Consider the following 16,314-nt stretch of genomic DNA (forward strand, 5'->3'; position numbering starts at 1 on the left):
GTTGTTCCGGAGAGAGGGGTAAATGCGCCAAATGAAAGGGCTTTGCGGATGAGCGGAGCAATAAACGCGCCGCTCAACGCAGGAATGATCAGATCAGATCTTTAGTCAGTGCGAGGGTGGCGAAGTTGTCGGCCATGATCGCCATTTCGGTCTGCTGCACGTGATCGGCGCTCAGGATGCCGCCCTTGTAGGGCAGGTCGCGGGTGGCGCAGGCGTCTTCCACCAGGGTGCAGCGAAAGCCCAGGTTCTTGGCCGCACGCACGGTGGTGCTGACGCTGGAGTGGCTCATGAAGCCGCAGACGATCAGGTCCAGGGAGCCAAGGTCTTGCAGGTGTTTTTCCAGGCCGGTGCCGTGGAAGGCGCTCGGCAGCAGTTTGCCGATGATGGTTTCGTCACCTTCAGGCTCAAGGCCCGGGATGAATTCGCCGCGCTCGCCCTGTGGGTCAAACAGACCGCCTACGGTGCCCAGGTGGCGCACATGCACAATCGGGCGCCCGGCGTTGCGCGCGGCGCTGACCAGTTGTTTGATATTAGCGACAGCTGGGTCCATGCCCGAGAGGGCGAGCGGGCCGCTGAGGTATTCCTTCTGGGCGTCGATGATCACGAGGGTCGCATGACTGAGGTTGGCTGCTGCGTAACCGCGACCGCTGAGTTGAAACATCGTCTTTGGAACGGACATTCTGGGGCTCCTGTGAGTGGGGCTTTTGCGACATTGTCCACTGGCTGAGCGCTTCTGTGAATCGCTACTATCGTAAGGTACGCCGTTGCTGGCGTGCAGCCATGTCAAGAGGTGAGCCTGTTTAACACAATGCGGGTCAATTGGATGAAAATCGACGTACGGTGCCAGGCTTTTCGTACATCGTCGGTACAGGTGAAGGCTGTTAGAATCGCCAGTCGTTTTTTCCAGGAGCTTGCCCCGTGATCACTTCCCGCCTGCGCACCTTGCGCGACCATATCCGTTGGGCTGTCAGCCGTTTCCATGGGGAAGACCTGTTTTTTGGCCATGGCACCGACAATGCCTGGGACGAAGCCCGCCAATTGGTGCTCGGCGCCTTGCACCTGCCGTGGGAAATTGCCGACAGCTACCTCGATTGCAACCTCGAAGAAGAGGAAATCTCCCATGTGCAGCGTTTACTGCATCGTCGTATTCACGAGCGTGTGCCCACCGCTTACCTGTTGAAAGAGGCCTGGTTCTGCGGCATGTCGTTTATTGTCGATGAGCGCGTGCTGATCCCGCGTTCACCGATTGGCGAACTGATCGAAAGCCGCTTCGAACCCTGGTTGGCGCAGCCACCGGCGCGCATTCTTGACCTGTGCACCGGCTCCGGTTGCATCGGCATTGCCTGTGCCTACGAGTTCCAGGAGGCCGAAGTGGTGCTGGGTGACCTGTCCTTCGAAGCCCTTGAAGTGGCGAACCAGAATATCGAGCGCCATGGCGTCGATGAGCGGGTCTATACCGTGCAGGGCGATGGTTTTGACGGTTTGCCGGGCCAGCGTTTCGACCTGATCGTGTCAAACCCTCCGTATGTGGATGCCGAAGACTTTGCCGACATGCCGGACGAATACCAGCACGAGCCGGAACTGGGCCTGGCCTGCGGTGACGACGGTTTGAACCTGGTACGCCGGATGCTGGCCGAAGCGGCGGACCACCTGACCGAGAAGGGTTTGCTGATTGTCGAAGTGGGCAACAGCCAGGTGCATGTTGACGCGCTGTACCCGGAAGTGGACTTTGCCTGGCTGGACTTCCAGCGGGGTGGGCATGGGGTGTTTATGTTGACGGCTGAGCAGTGCCGCCAACACCAGGCCGTTTTCGCTGCCCGGATCTGATTGTAGACACGCTGTAGGAGCGAGCTTGCTCGCGAAAAGCGCCAACGATAACGCGTGTTTCCTGAATAAACGCGGCGCCTATGGGTTTTTCGCGAGCAAGCTCGCTCCTACTGGCATCAGGGCAAGCCACACACTGACCGCATTGCAGCCTATCAGCGGTGCGTGGCAATCCAGATCAACAAGCCCGCCTGAAACACCGTAAACGCCACCAGGCAGGTGATGGTAAAGCGCAGCCCGCTGTCCTCACGCTTGAACTTGATGACTTTTTCCTCTTCCTTGCGCAGCTTCACTTCCTGTTCCGCCAGGTTCTGATCGGCCTGTTGCAGCATCTGCGCGGCTTCGAGGATCTCCACGAACTGCACCTTCTCGGTGTTCCAACTGTCCAGCACGTCGCCGACCTTGCCCGGCTGCACATTGCCTTTGAGGTGCTGCACATCGGCATAGGCCACATCAAAGCCCTGGATACGCAGGAAGTGATCGCGGCGCAGGCGCGTGGCTTCGTTGAGGGCGTCCTTGTTGGCCAGGTCCACACCGTCGACGCGGTAGTGGGACCACTTCTTTTTCGCCCAGGCGGCGGCCTGAGCCACCAGGAAGCGGCCGATACCGCGGTTGGCCGGTTCGATTTCCAGGCTGTTACCAGGGCCGAAATGCACGCGGTGTTTATCGTGGTCCACCCAGATATCCAGGTGGTTCTGCTCGCTGCGTACCCGCTGGCCGGGCAGTTGAACAACCATGCGCAACAGGCTGTGGTGCCTGTCATGGCGCTCGGCATAGCCGAACTGCACAAAGCGCAACGGTCGTGCACCCGTGGCACGGTCGGTTGTCAGCGGAGCCAGGCGCAGCATCTTGAAATGTTCGGCGTGGACGTCCGCCCACGGCAGGGCCGCCGCCTCGACGGCCGCGGTTGCAGTCGAGGTGTCGGGGGTAGATTCGGGTGTTGCTTCGGTGGTTGTCATGCGGCGCGATCCTGTCCAAGCCCAGCAAGCCGACAGTCTTTTTACTGTCGACTCTGGACTTATCGGCCGCTTTCCCCAGGACTGGAGGCAAATTGTCGCTTAACGGGGTTGAAGTCCGTCGATAAACGCGACGATACGCTGGCCCAGTTCGGCGGCCAGCGGCAGTTTCGGGTCATTGTAGGAGGCCAGTTGCTGCTTCACGTTGTTGGGCACGATGCGCATGACGTGGTTCATGCCTTCGATGACCCTCAACTGCGCGTCGGGCTTGGCTTGTTTGAGCTGCTGGGCATCCGCGACACCGACCTGAATATCGTTGGTGCCCTGGATGATCAATGCCGGCATGTTCAGCCTGGCGAAGGCGGCCGATGGATCGGCGCGGAACAGGCTGATCAGGTAGGGCTGCACGCTCGGCCGGAAGATGCCCTCCAGTGGGCGCGGTACGTCGGTATCCACCTGGCCGGCCTTGAGGTGGTCGAGGATTTCATTGCTGCGCAGCAACAGGGCAGGGGGCAAGTGATCGGCCAGTTGCTGACGAATCACCTGGTCGACCGGACGCGCGCTGCCAGACAAGGAAATGACCCCGGCCGGTTCAAGCTGCGGCGCGGCGAGGGCGGCGACCAGCGCGCCTTCACTGTGGCCCAGCACAATCAGTGGGCCCATGCGCTTGTCGGCCTTGAGCAACTTGCCCCAGGCCACGGCGTCGGCCACATAGGCGTCGAGGGTGAGGTTGCGCTCATCCGGCGTGGCGGCCAGGCTGGCGGCCACGCCGCGCTTGTCGTAGCGCACGCTGGCGATGTTATGCCGGGCGAGCACCCAGGCCAGGCGCTTGAGGCTGTCATTGCGGGCGCCGTCGGCGCTGTTGCCATTGCGGTCGGTAGGGCCGGAGCCGGCGATGATCAGCACCACCGGCACGGGTTTGTCGGATTGAGGCAACAATAATGAGCCAAACAGTTGGCCGCTGCCGGTGTCCAGGCTGATAGGGCGTTGCAGTACCACAGGGGAGGCGGCCTGGACCGCGGCGGTAAACAGGGTGAGGGTGAACAGCAGAACTCGCAGCATCATCGCGCCATCATCAGTGAGGTGCCGGTTGGACCAATGTCTACCGGTAAGGTTTCGAGGATGAACTAGTCGGTTAGCCTGCGTATACTGGCCGCCTTAAGTTATTACGGTTGACTTGATTCAACTGATTTCACGGAGCGCCCTGCATGTCCGGCAATACCTTCGGCAAGCTGTTCACTGTCACCACCGCCGGCGAAAGCCACGGCCCGGCGTTGGTCGCCATTGTCGACGGCTGCCCACCAGGCCTGGAGCTGTCCCTGGAAGACCTGCAGCGCGACCTCGACCGCCGCAAGCCCGGCACCAGCCGCCACACCACCCAGCGCCAGGAGCCGGACGAAGTCGAAATCCTTTCCGGGGTGTTCGAGGGCCGCACCACCGGCTGCGCCATTGGCCTGTTGATTCGCAACACCGACCAGAAGTCCAAGGACTACTCGGCCATCAAGGACCTGTTCCGTCCGGCCCATGCCGACTACACGTACCACCACAAATACGGCGAGCGCGACTACCGCGGCGGTGGCCGCAGCTCGGCGCGCGAAACCGCCATGCGCGTGGCCGCCGGTGCCATCGCCAAGAAATACCTGGCCACCCAGGGCATTGTCATCCGTGGCTACATGAGCCAGTTGGGCCCGATTGAGATCCCGTTCAAAACCTGGGACAGCGTGCAAGACAACGCCTTCTTCTGTCCCGACCCGGACAAGGTGCCCGAGCTGGAAGCCTATATGGACCAGCTGCGCCGCGACCAGGACTCCGTCGGCGCCAAGATCACCGTGGTGGCCGAAGGCGTGAAGCCGGGCCTGGGCGAGCCGATCTTCGACCGCCTTGACGCCGAACTGGCCCACGCGCTGATGAGCATCAACGCAGTGAAGGGCGTGGAGATCGGTGCGGGTTTCTCCTGCGTTGCCCAGCGCGGTACCGAGCATCGCGATGAGCTGACGCCTGAAGGTTTCCTCAGCAATAACGCCGGTGGCATCCTTGGCGGTATTTCCTCCGGCCAACCGATTGTTGCGCACTTGGCGCTCAAGGCGACTTCGAGCATTACTACCCCGGGCCGTTCGATCGATGTACACGGCAACCCGGTGGACGTGATCACCAAGGGCCGTCACGACCCGTGCGTCGGCATCCGCGCCACGCCGATTGCCGAGGCCATGATGGCCATCGTGTTGATGGACCACCTGCTGCGCAACCGTGGGCAAAATGCCGATGTGCGTGTGATCACACCGGTACTGGGTCAGCTGTGATCGCCGCCGGCACGCGAGCGAGCTTGTTGTGGCGAGCAAGCTTGCTCGCGCTGGGCGGTGAAGCAGCCCCAATAAAATGACCCCCGTGCTCCCATACTGGCGCCTCTCCAGCTTCTACCTGTTCTACTTCGCCCTGCTCGGGGCGACAGCGCCGTTCCTGGCGCTGTACTTCGATCACCTGGGTTTTTCCAGCGCGCGTATCGGCGAACTGGTGGCCATCCCCATGCTGATGCGCTGCGTGGCGCCGAACCTGTGGGGCTGGATCGGCGACATCACCGGCCGGCGCCTGGCCATCGTGCGATTTGGCGCGGTCTGTACCCTGGCCAGTTTTTGTCTGATCTTCTTCAGCAAGACCTACGCCTGGCTGGCGATGGTCATGGCCCTGCACGCGTTCTTCTGGCACGCAGTGCTGCCGCAGTTTGAAGTCATCACCCTGGCCCACCTGCACAAGCAAACCTCGCGCTACAGCCAGATCCGTCTGTGGGGCTCCATCGGCTTTATCCTCACCGTCGTGATCATGGGGCGCCTGTTTGACTGGCTGAGCCTGGATATCTACCCGGTCGTGGTCGTGGTGATCATGGCCGGCATCATCGGCGCCAGCCTGTGGGTGCCCAATGCCCAGCCGGCCAGTCAGGGCAACCGCCTGGCCGGTGACGGTTTCCTCAAACAACTGCGCAGCCCCGGGGTGCTGGCGTTCTATGCTTGCGTAGCACTGATGCAAATGAGCCATGGCCCGTATTACACCTTCCTCACCCTGCACCTGGAACACTTGGGCTACAGCCGTGGCGTGATCGGTATGTTGTGGGCCCTGGGGGTGGTGGCGGAGGTGCTGATGTTCCTGTCCATGAGCCGCATCCTTGCGCGCTTTTCGGTGCGCCGGGTGCTGCTGGCCAGCTTTGTGTTGGCAGCGTTGCGCTGGTTGCTGCTGGGCTCCTTCGCCGAATTTTTCTGGGTGTTGCTGTTGGCGCAACTCATGCACGCGGCCACATTCGGCAGTTTTCACGCGGCGGCGATTGCCTTCGTGCAGCGCAGCTTCGGTGATCGTCAGCAGGGCCAGGGTCAAGCCCTGTATGCTGCTTTGGCCGGTACCGGCGGTGCCCTCGGTGCTCTGTATTCCGGGTATAGCTGGAACCTCTTGGGTCCGACCCTGACATTCAGTATCGCCAGCCTCGCGGCCCTGGCCGCCGCCATTATTATTGGCCTTCGATTGCAAGAGCCGAACCAAGGAACCGTGCAATGAGTTATGTAGCCGTCTACCACATCGCCACTGCAAACACCCCCAACAAGGTGTTGACCCATTTCGACGACATCCAGTCGACCCTGGCCGAGCACGGCGTAGGCTTTGAACGCTGGCAGCCCGGCGTTATCGAGAAAGGCGCCAGTGAGGCGCAAATGATCACAGCGTACCGTCCACAGATCGATGCCCTTGGCTATGCCACGACGCAGGTGGTCAGCGTGACGGGTGATCATCCCCACAAGCCCGAGTTACGTGATCAGTTCCTGGTAGAGCGCACCTACAGTGAAGATAGCGCGTGCTTCTTCATCGCCGGCCAGGGCCTGTTCATGTTGCATGTGGGGGATTACGTATACGGCGTGCGTGCCGAGAAAAATGACCTGTTGGTTATCCCCGCGGGTATGCCGCACTGGTTCGACATCGGCGAGAACCCGCATTTGGTGGCGCTGCGTTTGTTCAACACCGCCCAGGGCGAGGTGCCGACGTTCAGCCCAGATCCTATTGCCGCTGGTTTTCCAGGGCTGGACGACTAAGCATACATATCTAAATGTTCAACCCAGGCAAGTTGGAACTTGTTGTGGGAAAAAGCCTGAATATTCGTAGGGTAAAGCTGTTTGTTCTGTGTTGTACGCTTTCATTCCGCTCGTTATGTAACTCTCTGTGCGGCGCCAATGTTTATGTCATCTGTCAATAGGAGGAGTCCGAAAGGCGGTGCCGCATCAGCATATATAAGGAGAGAGCAATGAGCAGCCCAGACCAGACGTGTCACCCCATGGATAGCGTGCCGACGGCTATCAGAAAACGCCTGAACTTGTCCGGCAAGCCCCTTACACCAACGGAGCTGGAAATCCTGCGGTGGGCTTCCGAGGGCAAGACCATCTGGGAGATCAGCCAGATTCGCGCCACCTCCGAAGCGGCGGTCAAGTTCCATCTGCGCAATATCTACGGCAAGCTGGACGTCACCAACCGGGTACAGGCGAAAAACGAAGCCACTCGCCAAGGCTTGTGCTGAAGGCACAAAAAAGGGCCGCGACGCTCAACGGCGTCGCGGCCCTTTTTATGTGTGTCGTTTATGCCGAATGGTAAGTCGGCAGCGCGAAGCGGTTCTGGCTTTGCAGCATCGAAATCTGTGGCAACTCGCTGGCTTGCTCGGCCAGGTCACGGCGAATGGCGCTGATCACCCAAGTCAGTTGATCGGCGGTGTGCAGTTGCTGGTACGAGATCGAGCGCTTGACCTGTTTGCCTTCGCTGTTGCGCAAGGTCAACAGGATGCCACCGTCTGGACGGGGCTGGGTGGTGACGTCGTAGTTGGAGAATACTGAAGCGAATTTATCTTGGATCAGGCTCATGTCTATCAGCTCCATTGGCTCAAGTTGGCAAGCATGGAGTGATAAGTGCAGTGATTGTGCCAGTATTGGTTAAAGAAAAAAGTCTTTTAAAATCAGTAAGTTATAAAATTTTCTGATTTTCATTTTCGTGCAATTTGCATGAAAGGCCATCGTGCATCCTGCATTTTGCGTTATTTGCTCGACGACTTGGGGGCGGTGTCGGGCTTGCCTTACCGCTATTGACCGCTTTTTTTGCAGGAAAATTCCATTGATCGCGGCAGCTGTCCTTTGGGATACAAAACTTTGCAAATCCCGCGTGTACAGCCAAAGAAGGGCTGACGTATTTTCCTGTAACGCATCGCGCGAACCCAAGGGCCTGTCGATGTATCCGGACCCGACCAAAAATAAGAAAAAGGACGTCCCGCCATGAGCCATCGGCAAAACGACATGATTACCTGGGGCATGATGCTGCGAAAGGTGCCAGCCATCGTTCGAGCGCTCCCCCGTGTGGTTCGCGGTATGCGTGCGGCCAATGTCACTGACCCCAGGCAACCTTGCGGCCTGGGTTGGCATTTCCAGCAAGCGACCTTGCGCAATCCTGACGGGGCTGCGCTGCTTTACGCTGACCGGGTGATCAGCTATGGCGACGCCAATCAGCAGGCCAATCGCATCGCCCATTACCTGCACGACCAGGGTGTTCGCAAAGGCGACGTGGTGGCGCTACTGATTGAAAATCGTCCCGAGTTGCTGCTCAGCGTATTGGCCGTGGCCAAGTTGGGCGGTGTCTGCGCCATGCTCAATACGTCGCAGACCCAGGGGACGTTGGTGCACAGCCTGACGTTGGTCAACCCGGTTGCCATTGTGGTGGGGGCAGAGTTGCTGAGCGCCTACGCGGCGGTGCGCGATCAGGTGCAGATTCCGCCCCAGCGCACCTGGTATGTGGCGGAGCCACCCGACAGTGCGATTCCCGAGGGCTATATCGACCTGATGGCCGCCAGCGCCGGGCACCCGGTAGACAACCTTGCGATCTGCGCGCAGATTTCCTACAACGATCCCTGCTTCTATATTTATACCTCCGGCACCACCGGCTTGCCCAAGGCCGGCATCATGAAGCATGGACGCTGGACCAAGACCGCCGTGAGCTTCGGCAGCATTGCCCTGGACATGTCACCGCAGGACGTCCTCTATTGCACCTTGCCGCTGTATCACGGCACCGGTTTGTGTGTGTGCTGGGGCTCGGCCATTATTGGCGCGTCCGGCTTCGCCATTCGACGCAAATTCAGCGCCAGCCAGTTCTGGGAGGATGCGCGCAGGTTCAACGCGACTACTCTCGGCTATGTCGGTGAGTTATGCCGCTATTTGCTCGACCAGCCGCCCAGCGACCAGGATCGCGATAACCGCGTGACCAAGATGGTTGGCAATGGCCTGCGCCCCGGCGTGTGGGCGCAGTTCAAACGGCGCTATGAGGTCGAGCATATCTGCGAGCTGTATGCGGCCAGTGACGGCAATATCGGTTTTACCAACGTGCTGAATTTTGACAACACCATCGGCTTTTGCCTGCAGCATTGGGCATTGGTGGATTACGCCCCTGATACAGGGGAGCCGTTGCGCGGCAGTGACGGGTTCATGCACAAGGTCTCCACGGGCGGGCAGGGCTTGTTGCTGGCGAAGATCGATGAAAAGTCGCCGTTCGATGGTTACACTGACCCCGAGAAAAATCGCAAGGTGGTGATCAGCGACGTCTTCGAGAAAGGCGATCGCTATTTCAATACCGGCGACCTGGTACGCAGCATCGGCTTCGGTCATGCGCAATTTGTTGATCGCCTGGGCGACACCTACCGATGGAAGGGTGAAAACGTCTCGACCACCGAAGTGGAAAACGTGCTGCTGCAACATCCGCAAATCGCCGAAGTGGTGGCTTATGGTGTCGAGATCGCGAACACCAATGGCCGTGCAGGCATGGTCGCCATCACCCCCAGTGAGTCTTTGGCTGCCCTGGACATGCGCGAACTGCTGCAATTTGCTCACGGCCAGTTGCCGCATTATGCGGTGCCGCTGTTCCTGCGGATCAAGGTGAAGATGGAAACCACCGGCACCTTCAAGTACCAGAAAATGAAACTCAAAGAGGAAGCGTTCGACCCCGCCCTGGCCGGCAATGACCCGGTGTATGCCTGGCTGCCGGGTTCGCAGAGCTACGTGCCGGTTACCGGGCAGTTGTTGGCGCAGATCCAGGGCGGGCACTTTCGTTATTGATTCTGGCTATGGCGGCTTTTGACAAAAAAGCCATGACAGCGGGGAACTCCATCGCGACACTGGGCGCCTCATCCAGTTACACAAGCCGCCTCAGCAAGGAGCCCCCATGTCAGACCAGCCTAAACAAATGACCGAAGACGAAGCCGCAGAATTTGCCGAGCAGGTTTTCGACGTGGCTCGCCGCGGCGACGCCGCCATGCTCGCTGCGTTGTTGGCCAAGGGCTTGCCGGCCAACTTTCGTAATCACAATGGCGACACCTTATTGATGCTCGCGGCCTACCACGGCCACGCCGAGGCGGTGAAAGTGTTGCTCGAATTCAAGGCCGATCCCTTGATCGCCAACGACAAAAATCAGCTGCCGATTGCCGGCGCAGCGTTTAAAGGCAACCTGCCGGTGGTTCAGGCGCTGATCGAGGGCGGCACGCCGGTTGAGGCGGCCTCATCGGACGGGCGTACGGCGTTGATGATGGCGGCGATGTTCAACCGCGTTGAAATGGTCGAGTACCTGCTCGGTCAAGGCGCCAATCCCAAGGCTATCGACGCGCAAGGCGCCACGGCGCTGGCGGCGGCACAGACCATGGGCGCGGTGGATACGGCGGCGCAGTTGCAGAAACTGGTGTAGGCTACGCGCCCTCCAAAACCCGCTCGCTACAGGATCGCCCATGAAAACCGCCCTCGTCGAACTCATCAGCAAAATCAGCGCCGGCGTCATGGCTGAGGATGAGGTGGCGCGTATCGCCGACGAAGCGGCGCAAGCCTACGCAGACCCGGTAGCGTTCCTGGCGGCAAACCCGGATATCAACTACGACGACAGCTTCCCGATCCCGCTGGGAGAGTGGGTGGTGGTGGGCAGTCTGCCCGATACGGTGTTGTTCCAGGCTGATACCTACGGCGACCTGTTTGCCCAGATCGTCGCCTCGTTTGGTCCGGGCGTGGCCTTCAATCTCAAACCCAAGCAATTGGCCAAGACTGAAGACCTGACGGCGTTGAACCGCATCCAGATTCAGATGAGCGCCCTGAGCCCGGAAGACGGCGGTTATGTGCTGATGAACTTCAGCCAACTGCTGGATGACGAAATCCAGGCCGTATTGGTGTTCGGCAATGACCTGCCGCGCGTGCTGCAACTGTGCGCTGAAGTGGGCATCAAGGCTGAACCGTCGCTTGAAGCACTGAAGATCGCCGTACACGTCTGAAATTAAAACGGAACCCCCGCCAAGGCTGACTATCCTACAAGTGCATGCCCTCACTTTAGGAGCGACACCATGGGTTCCACTTTCAACGGTCTGATTGGCCTGATCATCCTCGCGCTGGATATCTGGGCGATCATCAACGTGTTCAAAAGCGGCGCAAGCACGGGCGCCAAAGTGCTGTGGATCCTGTTGATCCTGCTGTTGCCGGTACTGGGTCTGATTATCTGGGCTATCGCAGGGCCACGCGGTAACGTGCGGATCTAAGACCTCACTCCTTCTGGAGTGGGCTCAGTCAATGTGGGAGGGGGCTTGCCCCCGATGGCGGCCTAAGAGCCGGCCAGGATGTTGGGCTTTGATCGAGTACATATCCGTTATTTGGGTAACGGCTGCTATTGGTTCCGCTTTTACAGCGGGTCACTTTTGGAAAAGAGCCCCAAAAGTAACCAAAAGGGCTCTTGCCCCACCACTCGGCACCTCGCCTAGGCTCGGTGTGCCCGTAATCCGCCATGGATTTGGGGGGCCGCCGCCACGCGCCATCCATGGCGCGGGGCGGCTAAACCGGCATCCCTGCCGGTTTACCCCCCAAATCCCTGTCGAATTCCGGCCAGCGTGGTTTGACGGGGCGCCTGAGATCAAGATCAAAAGCAGATCAAAAGCAGATCAAAAGCAGATCAAAAGCAGATCAAGAGCGGCTCGCTTCGCATCGTGGTTAGGTCGGCAGCGGCTACAAAAAGTTGTGTAGATACCCATGGTTATCGGGGGCAAGCCCCCTCCCACATTGGTTTTCACTGCGACAACTGGATTTGTGTGTCGAAAGTATTCGCTGCACGAAATTTTCACATCCCATCCAAGACAATTTGCCGGCTTTATCCCCTTGCCAAGGCTCTGACTGCAACGCTCTTAAAGGTTGGAGCGTGGTACACGTTCAGTAATTAATAGCCTTGCCGGCCTTGATCGGGCACCATTTGTGCCACCGCGTAAACCGCTTACCCCAGCCAGCCTGGGCGAGGGCGGACGCCACTGCATTATTTCGCAACTTAAACTTCCAATGGGTCCTAAAACGACATGGCAAACCCGGACGCCCTGAATCAGCAGCGAGCCTCAAATCGCCTGCTGCAACCGACCGTCAAATCCCATCTGGCGTACACGCTGCTCTGCGCACTGGTCATGATGGTGATGTTCTCCCTGCTGCGCCTGGCGTTGCTGGTCTACAACCGCGAGATGATCCTGGACACGCCGGCCTCGACCTTCCTGGAAGCGTTCGCCAATGGCCTGCGCCTGGACATTCGCCTGGTGATGTACCTGCTGATTCCGCTGCTGCTGGCATTGTTCAGTGTACGGGCCATGGCGGCACGGGGATTCTTCCGTTTGTGGCTGACCGTCGTGTCCAGCATCACCCTGTTCCTGGGCCTGATGGAGATGGACTTCTACCGTGAATTCCACCAACGCCTCAACGGCCTGGTCTTCCAGTATGTAAAGGAAGACCCGAAAACCGTGATGAGCATGCTCTGGTACGGTTTCCCGGTGGTGCGCTACCTGCTCGCCTGGGCCGTGGGCACGCTGATTCTGAGCATGGCCTTCAAGGGCGCCGACCGTGCAACGCGCCCGCGTGGCCCGTTCAGCGGCGGTACCATCAGCACGCGCCAAGTGGCTCCGTGGTACAGCCGCATCGCCGTATTCGTGGTGTGCCTGCTGGTCGCCGTGGTCGCCATCCGCGGCACCCTGCGCCAGGGCCCGCCGCTGCGCTGGGGTGATGTCTATACCACCGATTCGAACTTCGCCAACCAGTTGGGCCTCAATGGCACCCTGTCGCTGATCGCGGCGGCCAAGGCGCGGTTCGGTGAAGACCGCGCCAATATCTGGAAGGCGACGCTGGAACAACCGCTGGCCACCCAGACCGTGCGCGACATGCTGGTGCTGCCGCAAGAGAAGCTGGTAGACACCGACACCGCTGCCGTGCGCCGTGACTTCACGCCACCGGCCGAGAAAACCCTGCCGATCAAGAACGTCGTCGTGATCCTGATGGAAAGCTTCGCCGGTCACTCGGTGGGCGCATTGGGCCGTCCGGGCGATATCACGCCGTACTTCGACAAGCTGACCAAGGAAGGCTTGCTGTTTGACCGCTTCTTCTCCAACGGCACCCATACCCACCAGGGTATGTTCGCCACCATGGCCTGCTTCCCGAACCTGCCGGGTTTCGAATACCTGATGCAGACGCCCGAAGGCAGCCACAAGTTGTCGGGCCTGCCGCAGTTGCTCAGTGCACGTGATTTCGACGATGTGTATGTCTATAACGGCGATTTCGCCTGGGACAACCAGTCGGGCTTTTTCAGCAACCAGGGCATGACCAACTTCATCGGCCGCAACGACTTTGTCGACCCGGTGTTCTCCGACCCCACCTGGGGCGTGTCCGACCAGGACATGTTCAACCGTGGTCTGGAGGAGCTCAAGGCGCGCGAAGGCGGCAAACCGTTCTACGCGTTGCTGCAAACCCTGTCCAACCACACGCCGTACGCGTTGCCGACGCCATTGCCGGTTGAGAAAGTCACCGACCGTGGCAGCCTCAACGAGCATTTGACGGCCATGCGCTACTCTGACTGGGCCCTGGGCCAGTTCTTTGAAAAGGCCCGCAAGGAGCCTTACTTCAAGGAAACCCTGTTCGTGATTGTGGGCGACCACGGTTTCGGCAATGAACAACAGATCACCGAAATGGACCTGGGCCGCTTCAACGTGCCGATGCTGATGATCGCACCGGACATGCAGGAAAAGTTTGGTGTACGTGACCACACCGTGGGCACCCAGATCGACATTGTGCCAACCATCATGGGCCGCCTGGGTGGCGATACGTTGCATCAGTGCTGGGGGCGTGACCTGTTGAACCTGCCGGAAGGCGATAAGGGCTTCGGCGTGATCAAACCTTCGGGCAGCGACCAGACCGTGGCCTTGCTCACCGGTGATCGCGTGCTGGTATTGCCCAAGGAAATGCCACCCAAGTTGTGGGAATACACCCTGGGCGCAGAACCCACTGGCAAGGTGATCCCCGATTCGCCGGACGAAGCCGCACTCAAGCAGAAACTTGAGTCGTTCCTGCAGACCGCGACCAAGAGCCTGCTGGATAACACCGCAGGTGTGGTAGATGGCAAACCGGACTAACTGACCGGCAATAAAAAAGAGGCCCTCTAGAGGGCCTCTTTTTTTGCTTGTGAATTGTAGGCGCTCGCTTGCTCGCGAAGAACGTCGATACACCGCAGTTAACCAGGCAGTGCGCGTTACCGTTGACGTTTCTCGCGAGCAAGCTCGCTCCTACAAAAAGCGTAGCGCGGCGTTTATATCTTGCCGAGCAACAACAGCACCAGCAGGACGACCAGCACCACACCCAGGATACCCGACGGACCATAACCCCAGTTACGCGAGTGCGGGAACACCGGCAGGCCACCGACCAATAGAAGGATCAGGATAATGATTAGAATGAGGCTCATGTTTTATTCCTTATAGGTTCTGTGCAAAAACCGGCTGTTTGACCGTTATCTCGTCCATGTGTATTGGGACGCCTTAACCATTCCGACTCATGCACTTGGCAGAAAATTCATTGTTTTTCTAAAACATTTTGATTAGTTGCTTATTTCTTTTAACCCGTACGCAACTTGAACTAATCAGTTGAAAAAAATGGAACTTGAGCTATATGTGCGGCTGCGACCCAGCCACGGGTTTGCTTCTGGCATTCATCAATCTGATGGTGCGTGGGTGCGGGAAAAACCTTCGCTACACTGCCGGTCACTTCTTCGGTAAACCACAAGGTTACTTCTATGCAAAACCGCATGATGATCACTGGCGCCGGGTCCGGCCTGGGTCGTGAAATCGCTCTGCGCTGGGCCCGTGAGGGCTGGCAGTTGGCGTTGTCGGATGTCAGCGAGCCCGGTTTGCACGAAACCCTCAAGCTTGTGCGCGAGGCGGGGGGTGACGGGTTTACCCAGCGCTGCGACGTGCGCGACTACAGCCAGCTCACCGCGTTTGCCCAGGCGTGTGAGGTCAAGCTCGGTGGCATTGATGTGATCGTCAACAACGCAGGCGTGGCCTCGGGGGGGTTCTTCGCCGAACTGTCCCTGGAAGATTGGGACTGGCAGATCGCAATCAACCTGATGGGTGTGGTCAAGGGCTGCAAGGCGTTCCTGCCGCTGTTGGAAAAGAGCAAGGGCCGGATCATCAACATCGCGTCAATGGCTGCACTGATGCAGGGGCCGGCCATGAGCAACTACAACGTGGCCAAGGCCGGCGTGGTGGCGTTGTCGGAAAGCCTGTTGGTAGAACTCAAGCAGCAGGAAGTGGGCGTGCACGTGGTGTGCCCGTCGTTTTTCCAGACCAACCTGCTCGACTCCTTCCGTGGTCCGACCCCCGCCATGAAGGCGCAGGTGGGCAAGTTGCTTGAAAGTTCACCTATTTCGGCGGCCGATATCGCTGATTACATCTACCAGCGCGTGGCCGCAGGCGAATTCATGATCCTGCCCCATGAACAAGGGCGCATGGCCTGGGCATTGAAGCAGAAAAACCCGCAGTTGCTGTACGACGAGATGACCCTGATGGCCGACAAGATGCGCGCCAAGGCGCAGGCTATTAAGGGCTGATTTAGGTGGAGTCTGTCAGGCAAATTACCTACCAGCGTAGGTAGTGCCTGATTTTCCAGCAAGCCATTGCCGGTCCATTTTCAAGGGTGCATGGTCCAGGTCCTGCTACTTGAAAAGGACACACGCCATGCTGGTCTTAAGCCGCGCCATAGGCGAAGCCATCGCTATCGGCGATGACATCACCGTCTATATCCTCGAAGTGAACGGCGCACACGTGAAATTCGGCATCGAAGCTCCTGTGGGCGTCAACGTGCACCGTGCCGAGGTCTACCGCAAGATTCGCGAACGCCAGGGGCCCGTCACGCATCCCGTGCCGGTACCCAACCCTTAGGCAGGTTTTCAATCGAACAGATGCTTGGGCACATCGTGCTTGAGCATCAGCTGGCATTGCTCGCTCTCGGGGTCAAAGACAATCAGCGCCTGGCCCTTGGTCAGTGCCTGGCGTACGCGCAGTACGCGGGTTTCCAGCGGCGTGTCGTCGCCATTGTCGGTGCCGTCGCGGGTGACAAAGTCTTCGATGAGGCGGGTCAGGGTGTCGACTTCAAGTGCATCGTAGGGAATCAGCATACAAGCCTCAGGTGTCAGGTCCCGGCGATGCTACTGCGCC

General features: G+C 59.2%; 18 protein-coding genes. 12 read left to right on the forward strand and 6 right to left on the reverse strand.

The window, feature by feature from the left end; translation table 11 throughout:
* Positions 1-88: 88 nt before the first annotated feature.
* Positions 89-679, reverse strand: a complete 591-nt coding sequence (locus tag JFT63_RS00650) for a cysteine hydrolase family protein (protein WP_198843183.1) — start codon at positions 677-679, stop codon at positions 89-91.
* A gap of 239 nt (positions 680-918) precedes the next feature.
* On the opposite strand from JFT63_RS00650, the gene prmB reads away from it, so the two are divergent.
* Complete coding sequence (gene prmB / locus JFT63_RS00655) at positions 919-1,827, forward strand: 50S ribosomal protein L3 N(5)-glutamine methyltransferase (protein ID WP_186558494.1); 909 nt, start codon at positions 919-921, stop codon at positions 1,825-1,827.
* A gap of 152 nt (positions 1,828-1,979) precedes the next feature.
* Here prmB and JFT63_RS00660 read toward each other — a convergent pair whose 3' ends face one another.
* Entirely contained in the window at positions 1,980-2,783 is an 804-nt protein-coding gene (locus JFT63_RS00660) for a hypothetical protein (RefSeq protein ID WP_057700847.1), read from the reverse strand.
* Between the two features lie 99 nt (positions 2,784-2,882).
* A complete protein-coding gene (locus JFT63_RS00665) occupies positions 2,883-3,845 on the reverse strand; it encodes an alpha/beta hydrolase (protein ID WP_057700846.1) in 963 nt (320 codons plus the stop codon).
* 143 nt (positions 3,846-3,988) lie between these two features.
* Between JFT63_RS00665 and aroC the strand changes: the two genes are divergently transcribed.
* From aroC to JFT63_RS00685, 4 genes are all read left to right on the forward strand, one after another.
* Positions 3,989-5,080, forward strand: coding sequence for a chorismate synthase (aroC, locus tag JFT63_RS00670; RefSeq protein WP_198843184.1), 1,092 nt, complete (start codon positions 3,989-3,991; stop codon positions 5,078-5,080).
* Positions 5,081-5,156: 76 nt separating this feature from the next.
* Positions 5,157-6,320 carry an MFS transporter gene (locus tag JFT63_RS00675; protein ID WP_198843185.1) on the forward strand — a complete coding sequence of 388 codons (1,164 nt, stop codon included), beginning with the start codon at positions 5,157-5,159 and terminating at the stop codon, positions 6,318-6,320.
* The gene (locus tag JFT63_RS00680; RefSeq protein WP_198843186.1) at positions 6,317-6,847 is read left to right on the forward strand and encodes an acireductone dioxygenase; all 531 of its coding nucleotides are present in this window, start codon (positions 6,317-6,319) and stop codon (positions 6,845-6,847) included. Before JFT63_RS00675 ends, JFT63_RS00680 begins: the two co-directional genes overlap by 4 nt.
* A gap of 209 nt (positions 6,848-7,056) precedes the next feature.
* Positions 7,057-7,326, forward strand: coding sequence for a response regulator transcription factor (locus JFT63_RS00685; RefSeq protein ID WP_057700842.1), 270 nt, complete (start codon positions 7,057-7,059; stop codon positions 7,324-7,326).
* A gap of 58 nt (positions 7,327-7,384) precedes the next feature.
* On the opposite strand, the gene JFT63_RS00690 is transcribed toward JFT63_RS00685, so the two are convergent.
* Positions 7,385-7,663, reverse strand: a complete 279-nt coding sequence (locus JFT63_RS00690) for a DUF3509 domain-containing protein (RefSeq protein WP_003172952.1) — start codon at positions 7,661-7,663, stop codon at positions 7,385-7,387.
* A 405-nt stretch (positions 7,664-8,068) separates the two neighbouring features.
* Between JFT63_RS00690 and JFT63_RS00695 the strand changes: the two genes are divergently transcribed.
* The 5 genes from JFT63_RS00695 (at position 8,069) to JFT63_RS00715 (ending at position 14,238) form a co-directional block, all read left to right on the forward strand.
* Complete coding sequence (locus JFT63_RS00695) at positions 8,069-9,895, forward strand: long-chain-acyl-CoA synthetase (RefSeq protein ID WP_198843187.1); 1,827 nt, start codon at positions 8,069-8,071, stop codon at positions 9,893-9,895.
* A gap of 106 nt (positions 9,896-10,001) precedes the next feature.
* Positions 10,002-10,517 (forward strand): ankyrin repeat domain-containing protein, encoded by a 516-nt coding sequence (locus JFT63_RS00700; RefSeq protein WP_057700839.1) that lies wholly within the window; start codon positions 10,002-10,004, stop codon positions 10,515-10,517.
* A 40-nt stretch (positions 10,518-10,557) separates the two neighbouring features.
* A complete protein-coding gene (locus JFT63_RS00705) occupies positions 10,558-11,088 on the forward strand; it encodes a hypothetical protein (RefSeq protein ID WP_057700838.1) in 531 nt (176 codons plus the stop codon).
* A gap of 69 nt (positions 11,089-11,157) precedes the next feature.
* On the forward strand, positions 11,158-11,349 hold the full coding sequence (locus tag JFT63_RS00710) for a PLDc N-terminal domain-containing protein (protein WP_003172956.1): 192 nt from the start codon (positions 11,158-11,160) through the stop codon (positions 11,347-11,349).
* A gap of 801 nt (positions 11,350-12,150) precedes the next feature.
* Positions 12,151-14,238 carry an LTA synthase family protein gene (locus JFT63_RS00715; RefSeq protein WP_198843188.1) on the forward strand — a complete coding sequence of 696 codons (2,088 nt, stop codon included), beginning with the start codon at positions 12,151-12,153 and terminating at the stop codon, positions 14,236-14,238.
* 173 nt (positions 14,239-14,411) lie between these two features.
* Here the strand turns inward: JFT63_RS00715 and JFT63_RS00720 are convergent, their stop codons facing one another.
* Positions 14,412-14,564, reverse strand: coding sequence for a DUF3309 family protein (locus JFT63_RS00720; protein WP_003192767.1), 153 nt, complete (start codon positions 14,562-14,564; stop codon positions 14,412-14,414).
* Positions 14,565-14,891: 327 nt separating this feature from the next.
* Between JFT63_RS00720 and JFT63_RS00725 the strand changes: the two genes are divergently transcribed.
* Both JFT63_RS00725 and csrA read left to right on the forward strand, forming a co-directional pair.
* On the forward strand, positions 14,892-15,707 hold the full coding sequence (locus tag JFT63_RS00725) for an SDR family oxidoreductase (protein ID WP_057700836.1): 816 nt from the start codon (positions 14,892-14,894) through the stop codon (positions 15,705-15,707).
* A gap of 127 nt (positions 15,708-15,834) precedes the next feature.
* On the forward strand, positions 15,835-16,038 hold the full coding sequence (csrA, locus tag JFT63_RS00730) for a carbon storage regulator CsrA (protein WP_057700835.1): 204 nt from the start codon (positions 15,835-15,837) through the stop codon (positions 16,036-16,038).
* An 8-nt stretch (positions 16,039-16,046) separates the two neighbouring features.
* Here csrA and JFT63_RS00735 read toward each other — a convergent pair whose 3' ends face one another.
* Entirely contained in the window at positions 16,047-16,274 is a 228-nt protein-coding gene (locus JFT63_RS00735) for a YheU family protein (protein ID WP_003192759.1), read from the reverse strand.
* Positions 16,275-16,314 lie beyond the last annotated feature (40 nt).

This window comes from Pseudomonas sp. MF7453 (genome assembly GCF_016405455.1).
Classification (GTDB): domain Bacteria; phylum Pseudomonadota; class Gammaproteobacteria; order Pseudomonadales; family Pseudomonadaceae; genus Aquipseudomonas; species Aquipseudomonas paralactis.

Bases quoted from the DNA above. Each gene is read 5' to 3' on its own strand.
- JFT63_RS00680 (WP_198843186.1), top strand. From the start codon at position 6,317: ATGAGTTATGTAGCCGTCTACCACATCGCCACTGCAAACACCCCCAAC.
- JFT63_RS00695 (WP_198843187.1), top strand. From the start codon at position 8,069: ATGAGCCATCGGCAAAACGACATGATTACCTGGGGCATGATGCTGCGA.
- JFT63_RS00715 (WP_198843188.1), top strand. From the start codon at position 12,151: ATGGCAAACCCGGACGCCCTGAATCAGCAGCGAGCCTCAAATCGCCTG.
- JFT63_RS00660 (WP_057700847.1), bottom strand. From the start codon at position 2,783: ATGACAACCACCGAAGCAACACCCGAATCTACCCCCGACACCTCGACT.
- JFT63_RS00675 (WP_198843185.1), top strand. From the start codon at position 5,157: ATGACCCCCGTGCTCCCATACTGGCGCCTCTCCAGCTTCTACCTGTTC.
- JFT63_RS00735 (WP_003192759.1), bottom strand. From the start codon at position 16,274: ATGCTGATTCCCTACGATGCACTTGAAGTCGACACCCTGACCCGCCTC.
- JFT63_RS00700 (WP_057700839.1), top strand. From the start codon at position 10,002: ATGTCAGACCAGCCTAAACAAATGACCGAAGACGAAGCCGCAGAATTT.
- JFT63_RS00685 (WP_057700842.1), top strand. From the start codon at position 7,057: ATGAGCAGCCCAGACCAGACGTGTCACCCCATGGATAGCGTGCCGACG.
- JFT63_RS00705 (WP_057700838.1), top strand. From the start codon at position 10,558: ATGAAAACCGCCCTCGTCGAACTCATCAGCAAAATCAGCGCCGGCGTC.
- JFT63_RS00690 (WP_003172952.1), bottom strand. From the start codon at position 7,663: ATGAGCCTGATCCAAGATAAATTCGCTTCAGTATTCTCCAACTACGAC.
- JFT63_RS00650 (WP_198843183.1), bottom strand. From the start codon at position 679: ATGTCCGTTCCAAAGACGATGTTTCAACTCAGCGGTCGCGGTTACGCA.
- aroC (WP_198843184.1), top strand. From the start codon at position 3,989: ATGTCCGGCAATACCTTCGGCAAGCTGTTCACTGTCACCACCGCCGGC.
- JFT63_RS00720 (WP_003192767.1), bottom strand. From the start codon at position 14,564: ATGAGCCTCATTCTAATCATTATCCTGATCCTTCTATTGGTCGGTGGC.
- JFT63_RS00665 (WP_057700846.1), bottom strand. From the start codon at position 3,845: ATGATGCTGCGAGTTCTGCTGTTCACCCTCACCCTGTTTACCGCCGCG.
- JFT63_RS00725 (WP_057700836.1), top strand. From the start codon at position 14,892: ATGCAAAACCGCATGATGATCACTGGCGCCGGGTCCGGCCTGGGTCGT.
- csrA (WP_057700835.1), top strand. From the start codon at position 15,835: ATGCTGGTCTTAAGCCGCGCCATAGGCGAAGCCATCGCTATCGGCGAT.
- JFT63_RS00710 (WP_003172956.1), top strand. From the start codon at position 11,158: ATGGGTTCCACTTTCAACGGTCTGATTGGCCTGATCATCCTCGCGCTG.